Below are 12476 nucleotides of genomic sequence, written 5' to 3' on the forward strand. Positions count from 1 at the left end.
GTGGAAATCCTTGGGAGTCAACCAGCGTTCACTGTTGGAAGGAGTCCCATGGCGAGGCCGGACAAGGCAGCCGCGGTCGCCGAACTCGCGAACGAGCTTCGCGAGTCGAACGGCGCCGTGCTGACCGAATACCGGGGGCTCACTGTCGCGCAGGTCACTGAACTGCGCCGCAGCCTCGGTCAGACAGCGCGTTTTCGCATCGTCAAGAACACGCTGACCAAGATCGCGGTCAAGGAGGCCGGCGTCGACGAGCAGATCACCGATCTGCTCGAAGGCCCCTCCGCCATCGCCTTCGTCCATGGGGACGTTGTCGAGGCCGCCAAGGGTCTGCGTGACTTCGCGAAGGCGAACTCGCCCCTGGTGATCAAGGGCGGCATCATCGACGGTAAGTCGATGAGCGCCGAGGACGTCACCAAGCTGGCCGATCTGGAGTCCCGAGAGGTTCTCCTCTCGAAGCTGGCCGGTGCGCTCAAGGCCAAGCAGGGCCAGGCCGCCGCCGTCTTCCAGGCGCTGCCCTCCAAGACTGTGCGACTGGCACAGGCTCTGGCGGACAAGCGCAACGAGGAAGCCGCTTAAACCCTTTGAACCACGGCGGGTGCCGATCGCGCCCGGCCATTGGCTCGCACGCTGTGCCGTTGGCGCGCGTGTCATCAGAGAAAGAGAGATCGCATCATGGCGAAGCTCAGCAACGAGGACCTGCTTGCCGCGTTCGAGGAGATGACCCTCCTTGAGCTGTCCGAGTTCGTGAAGCTGTTCGAGGACAAGTTCGACGTCACCGCCGCCGCTCCGGCCGCCGTGGCCGTCGCCGCTCCGGGTGCCGCCGGCGGGGACGCCGGTGACGCCGAGGAGCAGTCCGAGTTCGACGTCGTCCTCGAGTCCGCCGGTGACAAGAAGATCCAGGTCATCAAGGAGGTCCGTGGCCTCACGAGCCTGGGCCTGAAGGAAGCCAAGGACCTGGTCGACAACGCTCCCAAGCCCGTGCTCGAGGGCGTCGACAAGGAAGCCGCTGACAAGGCCAAGGCCGCCCTCGAGGGCGCCGGCGCCACCGTCACCCTCAAGTAGTCCCGCGCGGGCCTCAGCGGCCCGCTGGTCTGCGCGAAGCGGCCACTCCTCCCGGTTCGGGGGAGTGGCCGCTTTTCCGTGTCCAGGGCGGACCACTACGTGAGCCGATGCCCCCCGTATCGGAGAAACGCCGTGTCCCTCCTGGCCCCCGGTGTGGGATGTGCGAAGCTGTTGCGGGTTTCGGGGCGGATCCGAGCCGCTGGAGGGGGCCGCGTGTGCGAACCGTCCCTCGAACGCGATAATCTCCCGTCCCGGGAAACCTGACGGGTCCGTTGAAGAGTGTTTACCCCTCTTGGGTGGGGGAATCCTTCGGATGTCCGTTGGCTCACATCCCCCATGGGGCCAGGGCAGGCGCGCTGTTTCACCCTGAGGCCCAGGGCCTTCCCCCGGGGATGTGCGTGGTGTCGTTCGTCGGTGGCCGGGCTTGACGGATCGCCCTGTACAGGTGATCCTGCCGGTGTCGTGAGAGGCGCTGTGGACCGTGAGTGGACAGCGGTGTGGTGTTCGGCTACACTGCTCTTTTGCGCTGCCCTTTGGTGATCCCTGTGTCGGTGAACGGCTTTTCGTCATTTTCCGTTTGTTAATCCGGATCCTGACAAAGCCCGCTCCCGCTCGATGTGACCGTCTCAACCATGTTGCGGCGGTCCTTCTCGTGACGGATCGTCTGGCGTGCGCGCTTCAACCGCCACAAGCCTTCGGAAGGACCCCTGTTGGCAGCCTCGCGCAACGCCTCCGCTGACGCCCTTGGTCCGCACCGCGTTTCCTTCGCCCGTATTCAGGAGCCTCTCGAGGTTCCCAACCTTCTGGCCCTGCAGACCGAGTCGTTCGACTGGCTGCTGGGCAACGACGCGTGGAAGACGCGGGTCGAGACGGCCCGCAACGCCGGCCGCAAGGACGTTCCGGAGCAGTCCGGTCTCGAAGAGATCTTCGAGGAGATCAGCCCGATCGAGGACTTCTCGGGCACGATGTCCCTTTCGTTCCGCGACCACCGGTTCGAGCCGCCCAAGTACTCCGAAGAGGAGTGCAAGGACAAGGACATGACCTTCTCCGCCCCGATGTTCGTCACGGCGGAGTTCATCAACAACGACACCGGTGAGATCAAGAGCCAGACGGTTTTCATGGGCGACTTCCCGCTCATGACCGCCAAGGGCACCTTCATCATCAACGGTACCGAGCGCGTCGTCGTGTCCCAGCTGGTCCGGTCTCCGGGTGTCTACTTCGACACGTCCGTGGACAAGACCTCTGACAAGGACCTGTTCGGCTGCAAGGTCATCCCGTCCCGCGGTGCCTGGCTCGAGTTCGAGGTCGACAAGCGCGACTTCGTCGGTGTCCGTATCGACCGTAAGCGCAAGCAGGGCGTCACCGTCCTGCTCAAGGCGCTGGGATGGACCACCGACCAGATCCTGGAGCGTTTCGGCCAGTACGAGTCGATCCGCAACACCCTGGAGAAGGACCCGACCGCGGGTACCGACGACGCGCTGCTGGACATCTACCGCAAGCTGCGTCCGGGAGAGCCGCCCACGAAGGAGTCGGCCCAGGCGCTGCTGGAGAACCTGTACTTCAACCCCAAGCGTTACGACCTGGCCAAGGTCGGTCGGTACAAGATCAACAAGAAGTTGGGTCTGGACACCGACTACACCCAGGGCACCCTCACCGAAGAGGACATCGTCGCCACGATCGACTACCTCGTTCGCCTGCACGCGGGTGAGGTCGAGAAGGAGACCGTGCTCGGTCTCCGTCCGATCGAGACCGACGACATCGACCACTTCGGCAACCGCCGCCTGCGCACCGTCGGCGAACTCATCCAGAACCAGGTTCGCCTGGGGCTGGCCCGCATGGAGCGCGTGGTCCGCGAGCGGATGACGACCCAGGACGTCGAGGCGATCACGCCGCAGACCCTGATCAACATCCGCCCCGTCGTGGCCTCCATCAAGGAGTTCTTCGGCACCTCGCAGCTGTCCCAGTTCATGGACCAGACGAACCCGCTCGCGGGCCTGACCCACAAGCGTCGCCTCTCGGCGCTGGGACCGGGTGGTCTGTCCCGTGAGCGTGCGGGCTTCGAGGTCCGAGACGTCCACCCGTCCCACTACGGCCGCATGTGCCCGATCGAGACCCCCGAAGGTCCCAACATCGGTCTGATCGGTTCGCTGGCCGCCTACGGTCGGGTGAACTCCTTCGGATTCGTGGAGACCCCGTACCGCAAGGTCATCGACGGCAAGATCAGCGAGCAGGTCGACTACCTCACCGCGGACGAGGAGGACCGTTACGTCATCGCGCAGGCGAACACGCCTTTGAACGCGGACGGTTCCTTCGCCGAATCCGGTGTGCTCGTCCGTCGTAAGGGCGGGGAGTTCGAGCAGGTCGGCACCGAGGAAGTCGACTACATGGACGTGTCGCCGCGCCAGATGGTGTCGGTGGCCACCGCCATGATCCCGTTCCTGGAGCACGACGACGCCAACCGCGCGCTCATGGGTTCCAACATGCAGCGCCAGGCCGTGCCGCTGCTGCGGGCCGAGGCGCCCTTCGTGGGTACCGGCATGGAGTACCGCGCCGCCACCGACGCCGGTGAGGTCATCCTCGCGGAGAAGGCCGGTGTGGTCGAGGACATCACCGCCGACTACGTCACCGTGATGGCCGACGACGGCACGCGCAAGACGTACCGGATGGGCAAGTTCCAGCGCTCCAACCAGGGCACCTGCTTCAACCAGCGCCCCATCGTCCACGAGGGCCAGCGAGTGGAGGCCAAGCAGGTCCTGGCCGACGGTCCCTCCACGGACCAGGGTGAGATGTCGCTGGGCAAGAACCTCCTCGTGGCGTACATGTCCTGGGAAGGTCACAACTACGAGGACGCGATCATCCTCTCCCAGCGTCTGGTGCAGGACGACGTCCTCTCCTCGATCCACATCGAGGAGCACGAGGTCGACGCCCGCGACACCAAGCTGGGCCCGGAGGAGATCACCCGCGAGATCCCCAACGTCAGTGAAGAGGTCCTGGCCGACCTCGACGACCGGGGCATCATCCGGATCGGCGCCGAGGTGGTCGACGGCGACATCCTCGTCGGTAAGGTCACGCCCAAGGGTGAGACCGAGCTGACTCCGGAGGAGCGCCTGTTGCGCGCCATCTTCGGTGAGAAGGCGCGCGAGGTCCGCGACACCTCCCTGAAGGTTCCGCACGGTGAGACCGGTAAGGTCATCGGCGTCCGCGTCTTCAGCCGCGAGGACGGCGACGAGCTCGCCCCCGGTGTCAACGAGATGGTCCGCGTCTACGTGGCCCAGAAGCGTAAGATCACCGACGGTGACAAGCTCGCCGGTCGTCACGGCAACAAGGGTGTCATCGCCAAGATCCTGCCCCAGGAGGACATGCCCTTCCTGGAGGACGGCACCCCGGTCGACATCATCCTCAACCCGCTCGGTGTGCCCGGCCGCATGAACGTCGGTCAGGTGCTCGAAGTCCACCTGGGCTGGCTGGCCAAGAACGGCTGGGTGGTCGAGGGGATGGAGGAGGAATGGGAGAAGTCGCTCCACGCCATCGGAGCGGCCGAGGCCGAGCCGAACTCGAAGGTGGCCACGCCGGTCTTCGACGGCCTGGAGGGCCCCGAGCTCAGCGGTCTGATCCGATCGGTCCGTCCCAACCAGGACGGTAACCGTCTCATCGACGCCGACGGCAAGGCGCGTCTGTTCGACGGTCGCACCGGTGAACCCTTCGCCGAGCCGATCGCCGTCGGTTACAAGTACATCCTGAAGCTTCACCACCTCGTGGACGACAAGATCCACGCGCGCTCCACCGGCCCGTACTCCATGATCACGCAGCAGCCGCTGGGTGGTAAGGCACAGTTCGGTGGTCAGCGTTTCGGTGAGATGGAGGTCTGGGCGCTGGAGGCCTACGGCGCCGCCTACGCGCTTCAGGAACTGCTCACCATCAAGTCCGACGACGTGGTGGGCCGTGTCAAGGTCTACGAGGCCATCGTCAAGGGCGAGAACATCCCCGAGCCGGGCATCCCTGAGTCCTTCAAGGTGCTCATCAAGGAGATGCAGTCGCTCTGTCTGAACGTGGAGGTGCTGTCCAGTGACGGTATGTCCATCGAGATGCGGGACAGTGACGAGGACGTCTTCCGCGCGGCGGAAGAACTGGGAATCGACCTGGGTCGGCGTGAGCCGAGCAGTGTCGAAGAGGTCTAACTTCCGCATTCTTCGAGAGCAGGGGACGAATTAAGTGCTCGACGTCAACTTCTTCGACGAGCTGCGCATCGGTCTCGCTACGGCCGACGACATCCGCCAGTGGTCGCACGGCGAGGTCAAGAAGCCCGAAACCATCAACTACCGGACCCTCAAGCCGGAAAAGGACGGACTCTTCTGCGAGAAGATCTTCGGCCCGACCCGGGACTGGGAGTGCTACTGCGGTAAGTACAAGCGTGTCCGTTTCAAGGGCATCATCTGTGAGCGCTGCGGCGTCGAGGTGACCCGTGCCAAGGTGCGTCGTGAGCGGATGGGCCACATCGAGCTGGCCGCACCCGTTACGCACATCTGGTACTTCAAGGGCGTGCCCTCCCGCCTGGGCTACCTGCTGGACCTGGCACCGAAGGATCTCGAGAAGATCATCTACTTCGCCGCCTACATGGTCACGTGGGTGGACACCGAGGCTCGCGAGCGGGACCTACAGTCGCTCGAAGCCCGGATCTCGGTCGAGAAGCAGCACCTGGAGCAGCGTCGCGACTCCACCCTGGAGGAGCGTCACCGCAAGCTCGAGACCGACCTGGCCGAGCTCGAGGAGCAGGGTGCCAAGGGCGACGCGCGTCGCAAGGTGCGCGAGGGCGCCGAGCGCGAGATGCGCCAGCTGCGCGACCGTGCCCAGCGCGAGATCGACCGTCTCGACGAGGTCTGGAACCGATTCAAGAACCTCAAGGTCCAGGACCTCGAGGGCGACGAGATGCTCTACCGCGAGATGCGGGACCGCTTCGGGAAGTACTTCCGTGGTGGCATGGGCGCTCAGGCCATCCAGGACCGCCTCTCCAACTTCGAGCTGGACGAGGAGGCCGAGAAGCTCCGCGAGACCATCCGTACCGGCAAGGGCCAGAAGAAGGCTCGTGCCCTGAAGCGGCTCAAGGTCGTCTCGGCGTTCCTCAACACCACCAACAGCCCCATGGGCATGGTGCTGGACTGCATCCCGGTCATCCCGCCGGACCTGCGTCCGATGGTGCAGCTGGACGGTGGCCGCTTCGCGACCTCCGACCTGAACGACCTGTACCGCCGTGTCATCAACCGGAACAACCGCCTCAAGCGGCTTCTGGACCTGGGCGCGCCCGAGATCATCGTCAACAACGAGAAGCGGATGCTCCAGGAGGCCGTCGACGCGCTGTTCGACAACGGCCGTCGTGGACGCCCGGTCACCGGTCCCGGTAACCGTCCGCTCAAGTCGCTGTCGGACATGCTCAAGGGCAAGCAGGGTCGTTTCCGGCAGAACCTGCTCGGTAAGCGTGTCGACTACTCCGGCCGTTCGGTCATCGTCGTCGGTCCGCAGTTGAAGTTGCACCAGTGTGGTCTGCCCAAGCAGATGGCCCTGGAGCTGTTCAAGCCGTTCGTGATGAAGCGCCTGGTCGACCTGAACCACGCGCAGAACATCAAGAGCGCCAAGCGGATGGTCGAGCGGTCCCGTCCGGTCGTGTGGGACGTCCTCGAAGAGGTCATCACCGAGCACCCAGTTCTGCTCAACCGGGCCCCGACGCTGCACCGCCTGGGCATCCAGGCCTTCGAGCCGCAGCTGGTCGAGGGCAAGGCCATCCAGATCCACCCGCTCGTGTGCACCGCGTTCAACGCGGACTTCGACGGTGACCAGATGGCCGTGCACCTGCCGCTGTCCGCCGAGGCCCAGGCCGAGGCGCGGTTGCTGATGCTGGCCACCAACAACATCCTCAAGCCGTCCGACGGCAAGCCCGTGACCATGCCCACCCAGGACATGATCATCGGCCTGTACTACCTGACGACGGAGCGGGCCGGAGCCACGGGCGAGGGGCGCGCGTTCCGTTCCCCGGCGGAGGCCATCATGGCCTACGACCTGGGTCACCTGGACCTGCGGGCCAAGATCCGCCTGCGGATCGAGGACGGGGCTCCCGCGCCCAAGGACTGGACACCGCCGGAGGATTGGCAGCCCGGCGAGCCGTACGTGCTGGAGACCACCCTGGGTCGGTACCTCTTCAACGAGGCCACTCCGGTCGACTACCCGTACGTCAACTTCCAGGTGGGCAAGAAGCAGGTCTCGGCCCTGGTCAACGACCTGGCCGAGAACTACCCGAAGATCCAGGTCGCCACGACCCTGGACGCCCTCAAGGACGCCGGTTACCGCTGGGCCACCCGGTCCGGTCTGACCATCGGCATCGAGGACGTCGTCGCGCCTCCGCAAAAGGAGGAGATCCTCGGCCGCTACGACCGCAAGGCCGACAAGATCCAGCGCGAGTACGACCGTGGTCTGATCACCGACGACGAGCGCCGTCAGGAGCTCACCGAGGTGTGGACCCAGGCCACCGCCGAGGTCGCCAAGAACATGGAGGACAACTTCCCCGCCGACAACCCGGTGTGGATGATGGTCCAGTCCGGTGCGCGTGGTAACCCGATGCAGGTGCGCCAGATCGCCGGTATCCGTGGTCTAGTCTCCAACACCAAGGGTGAGACCATCCCGCGTCCGATCAAGTCCTCCTACCGCGAGGGCCTGTCCGTGCTGGAATACTTCATCTCCACGCACGGTCAGCGCAAGGGTCTGGCGGACACCGCCCTGCGTACCGCCGACTCGGGTTACCTGACCCGTCGTCTGGTGGACGTGGCCCAGGACGTCATCGTTCGCGAGGTCGACTGCGGCACCGACCGTGCGCTCTGGCACGAGATCGGCGAAAAGAACATCGATGGCGTCGTGGTGCGCAAGCACAACGTCGAGAACACCGGTTTCGGCCGGACCATCGCCGAGGACGTGGTGGACGCCGACGGCAACGTCGTGCTTCCCGCCCTGTCCGACACCTCCGAGCAGAACATCGACAAGTTGGTCGCCGCCGGCATCCTCCGTGTGCGCATCCGCTCGTCGCTGACCTGCGAGGCGAAGATCGGTGTCTGCAGCACCTGCTACGGCCGCTCCATGGCGACCGGTAAGCCGGTGGACGTCGGTGAGGCGATCGGTATCATCGCGGCCCAGTCCATCGGTGAGCCCGGTACCCAGCTGACCATGCGTACCTTCCACATGGGTGGTTCGGCCGGTCAGGACATCACCCACGGTCTGCCCCGTGTCCAGGAGCTCTTCGAGGCCCGCATCCCCAAGGGTGTGGCTCCGATCTCCGAGATGGAGGGGCGGATCCGGATCGACGACACCGAGAAGAGCCGCAAGATCGTCGTCATCCCGGACGACGGCACCGACGAGATCGCCTACCCGGTCCCGATGCGTGCCCAGCTCCTGGTGAACGACGACGACCACGTCAAGGTCGGTCAGCAGCTCATCCAGGGCGCGATCAACCCGCACGAGGTGCTTCGCATCCAGGGCCCGCGCGCGGTGCAGCAGCACCTGGTGTCGGAAGTCCAGGAGGTGTACAAGTCGCAGGGTGTGTCCATTCACGACAAGCACATCGAGATCATCGTTCGCCAGATGCTCAAGCGAGTGAACATCCTGGAGTCCGGTGACACCGAGCTGCTGCCCGGTGAAATGGTCGAGCGTCCCAAGTTCGAGCGCATCAACCGGCGTGTGGTGTCCGAAGGCGGCCAGCCCGCGGCCGGACGTCCGGTCCTGCTGGGAATCACCAAGGCCTCGCTGGCCACGGAGTCCTGGCTGTCCGCGGCCTCCTTCCAGGAGACCACCCGGGTGCTCACCGAGAACGCGATCCATGGCAAGAGCGACCCGTTGCTCGGCCTCAAGGAGAACGTCATCATCGGTAAGCTCATCCCGGCCGGTACGGGTATTCCGCAGTACCGCAATGTTCGGGTCGAGCCGACCGAGGAGGCCAAGGCCTCGATGTACTCGGTCTCCGGCTACGAGGAGCCGAGCGAGTACACCTTCGGTCAGGGCTCGGGCGAGGCCGTGCCGCTGGAGGAGTACGACTTCGGTCCCTACAACCGATGAGCGCCGACCTGAACGTTGGCTGAGTTGACGGCGGCGGTCCGCCACCCCCGGTATCAGGGGGTGGCTCCGCCGCCGTTTTGTCGTTGTCGGTCGACACACCGTTGTGTTGACGGGGAGAGGGCGCCACGGCGCGCCGGCGGGAGAACAGGCAAGTGACTGATAACGGGGGCGAACAACCGGGGCGCCGGTCGTCCGGAGGGGACGCGGATTCCTGGTTCAAGCCGAGTGAGAACCGTTTCCGCACACAGTCCGAGTACCAGGACCCCATGGAGGATCGGGAGGAGTCCGAAGACGAGGCGTCGGAGGAGACCGCCGCCGTTTTTCCGGACAGTGGTGGATACGCGGGGCTGAGCGCGTCACGCCCGGCCCTGGTCGAGCCCTATCCGGATGCGTTGGGTGTACCGCCCACACCTGTGACCCCTCCCGCGCCGCCGACCCCGGCCGCGGACCCCCAGGGACCGCTCGGTCTTTCCTACCCGGGTGCGAGCGAGGACGCCTACCGTCCGATCAGTCGTATCCCAGGGAGCGAGCCCTCCTCCTGGGAAAAGCCTGCCCAGGCGCCTCCGGTGGCCCCCGAGTGGGGGGCTTCGCACCAGGCCGCTCCGGCGTGGGAGAAGCCCGAGGAACCTCGTGAGACGGCCGAGCCGTTGTGGGATCGGCGAGCCGAGCCGGAACCCGAGCAAAGGTCCGAGCCGGTATCAGCGTCCGTACCCGAGACCGGGCTCGGGTGGGAGAGCGATGGGCCTTCGTCCAGGGAGCCCGAAACGAGCGAGGACGCATCGGCCTCGACAGGTGGTTATCCGGGCATCGCGGCGAGCGCGCAGGTTCCCCTGCCTCCAGAAGGCTCGGAGGGAACCGACTCCGTGCCCGCCCACGATTCCTGGACGAACAGGGGCCACGACTCCTGGGCGGCCGAACCTCCCGATCAGGAGGTTCCCAGAACACCGAAGTCCGACTCCTGGACCGATCCGCAGGCGTGGGACGCCGGCTCCGTGCCCACCGGCGGCGGTTTCGACGCCAAGGATTCCGAGCCCTGGGCCGAACCCGATGGCACCCGGTGGACGGATCCGTCCCCCTCCTACCTCGATGACCGGTACGACGACGAACTCTCCCCGCGGTCGAGGGAGTGGTCCACCGAGTCCCCTGACGAGCTCTCCGCTCCGTCACCGGTTTCTTCCGCTCAGCCCTCTCCCTTGTCCGACCGGCCCATGGAGGACGGGACCTTGGGAGGCGAAAGCGGTAACACCTGGGCCTTCGACCGGAACGACCCGCGCCTGCCCGAGGTGGTTCGGGACGCCGAACTCCGTCGTCGGGAATCGACCTCGCCGGAGGCGGAACGGGACAGTGGGCCCGACACCGGGGAGCTCTCCGCCGCCGTGGCGACCTCGGACGACCCGCTGGCCGCGATCGCGAACATGCAGTCCCGGGCCAAGGCGAAGGAGACCGAGGAACGGGAGGAGACCTTCCATTCGGGTTCGGATCCGCTCCGGTCGGACGGGCCCCACGCGCCTGAGGAACCCTCCTGGAGCCGGGGCGCCGATGGTGCCACCCAGATGTTCGACGCTTCCACCTTCCGAGACCGGACCGCGGGGTACGGGGGTGAGGAGTACGCTGCCGCTCCGCGTGACGAACTCGGTTACGACGGGCGCGGACTGGACGACTACGGCCACGATGGGCGGCACGCCGACGAGCGTGATCCACAATTTCGGGATCGGGCCGACCAGGGCTACGACGAACCGGCGTACGACGAACGGGACTACGACGATCCGGTCCGAACCGGTCAGGGCTACGGCGAACGAGGCTATGTCGGTCAGGGCCACGCCGGCCAGGACTACGACGAACCGGGCTACGCCGATCAGGGTTACGAGGAGCCGGGACATGGCGACCGTGGTCTGGAGCCCGAAGACCATGACGACCGTTCCGCGGCCGGTGCGGTCGCTGCGGGGCTCCCCTCCGACCTGGGGTCGGAACCCACCTACGGTCGGCACGAGCGGCGGCCCTCTCAAGCCTGGTCCGAGGACCTGCGGGACTCCGAGGAGGTCGGGCCCGCGGAAGACACCGACGAATCGGAGTACGACGACGGGTTCACACCGGCCGACTACGGGATGAGTGAAGGGCCCCGACCGGTCAAGCGCCGTCGGGACCGGATCTCCGAGGACTTTCCGGGTTTCGACGACCGTCCTTTGGGCGGCGAGGCCGGGGACGCCTACCCCGGTTACGACAGCATCGACTTCCTGGCCGACACCGAGCCCGGGGCCGTTCGGACCCTCTGGCTGGGTGTGGCCTCGTTGATTCCGCTCCTTGGCGTGATCACCGCGCTCGTCGCGTTGTTCGTCACCGGACCCAAGGCCAAGAAGGCGATCCGGGAGTCGCGAGGCACGCTCGACGGGCTCGGACTCATCACCACGGGCACGGTGTTCGCCGTGATCGGCATCGTGGTGACGGTGATCTCAATCGCGGTCTGGCTCGTTCTGTAGTCACACGGCCGCTTCCAGGGAATAATGGGTGCTCTGGGAGCGGCCGTCCGCATGCGGCGTCGCTTCAGCCGAATTTCAGGGGAAACCTGGGACGAAACGAGTCGGAGAGCGCGTAGACTGAGGGTGACCCACGGCTACGTGAGAACCGGTTCCGTTCGTTCTCGCCATAGCGCACATCGTTTTGACCGTCTGGTCTGGTAGCGGTAGCCTGTGTGATTGTGCCCGTGAGTCGACGGGTCGCACGTGTGTGTGCGGCGCCCCAGTCCTGAACAGGACGGATGCAAGGCGCGCGGCGCATGTGAACTCCCTCCTGTGAATCGGCCTTGAAGGTCGGGTGTGTATCCGTTCGCCGTGCTTGGGAACGATGCCGACACGCCCGACTGCGTGGGTCGGGGAGGTTCGGGAAATTCAGCAGGTCAATAGCGATATCGGCTACGAGAACCGGCGTAGGTCACGAGGAAGACGGAGACGCGGTGCCCACCATCCAGCAGCTGGTCCGTAAGGGCCGACAGGACAAGGTCGCAAAGAACAAGACCCCGGCGCTGAAGGGGAGTCCGCAGCGTCGTGGTGTGTGCACTCGTGTTTACACCACTACGCCCAAGAAGCCGAACTCCGCTCTGCGTAAGGTCGCTCGCGTCAAGCTGAGCAGCGGCATCGAGGTCACGGCCTACATCCCCGGCATTGGTCACAACCTCCAGGAGCACAGCATCGTGCTGGTCCGTGGCGGTCGTGTGAAGGACCTGCCGGGTGTCCGCTACCGAATTGTCCGCGGTTCGCTCGACACCCAGGGTGTCCGGGGCCGCAAGCAGGCCCGTAGCCACTACGGTGCCAAGAAGGAGAAGTAAG

General features: G+C 65.7%; 6 protein-coding genes. All 6 read left to right on the forward strand.

The window, feature by feature from the left end; translation table 11 throughout:
• Positions 1-48 precede the first annotated feature (48 nt).
• Positions 49-576, forward strand: coding sequence for a 50S ribosomal protein L10 (gene rplJ / locus D472_RS0107510; RefSeq protein WP_017603875.1), 528 nt, complete (start codon positions 49-51; stop codon positions 574-576).
• A 96-nt stretch (positions 577-672) separates the two neighbouring features.
• Positions 673-1062 (forward strand): 50S ribosomal protein L7/L12, encoded by a 390-nt coding sequence (gene rplL, locus D472_RS0107515; protein ID WP_017603876.1) that lies wholly within the window; start codon positions 673-675, stop codon positions 1060-1062.
• A 710-nt stretch (positions 1063-1772) separates the two neighbouring features.
• The gene (rpoB, locus tag D472_RS0107520; protein WP_017603877.1) at positions 1773-5240 is read left to right on the forward strand and encodes a DNA-directed RNA polymerase subunit beta; all 3468 of its coding nucleotides are present in this window, start codon (positions 1773-1775) and stop codon (positions 5238-5240) included.
• Positions 5241-5274: 34 nt separating this feature from the next.
• A complete protein-coding gene (locus D472_RS0107525) occupies positions 5275-9153 on the forward strand; it encodes a DNA-directed RNA polymerase subunit beta' (protein WP_017603878.1) in 3879 nt (1292 codons plus the stop codon).
• Positions 9154-9305: 152 nt separating this feature from the next.
• Positions 9306-11630 carry a hypothetical protein gene (locus D472_RS0107530; protein ID WP_020380403.1) on the forward strand — a complete coding sequence of 775 codons (2325 nt, stop codon included), beginning with the start codon at positions 9306-9308 and terminating at the stop codon, positions 11628-11630.
• A 473-nt stretch (positions 11631-12103) separates the two neighbouring features.
• Entirely contained in the window at positions 12104-12475 is a 372-nt protein-coding gene (gene rpsL / locus D472_RS0107535) for a 30S ribosomal protein S12 (protein WP_014912437.1), read from the forward strand.
• Position 12476 lies beyond the last annotated feature (1 nt).

The sequence above is a fragment of the Nocardiopsis alkaliphila YIM 80379 genome (assembly GCF_000341005.1).
Lineage (GTDB): Bacteria > Actinomycetota > Actinomycetes > Streptosporangiales > Streptosporangiaceae > Nocardiopsis > Nocardiopsis alkaliphila.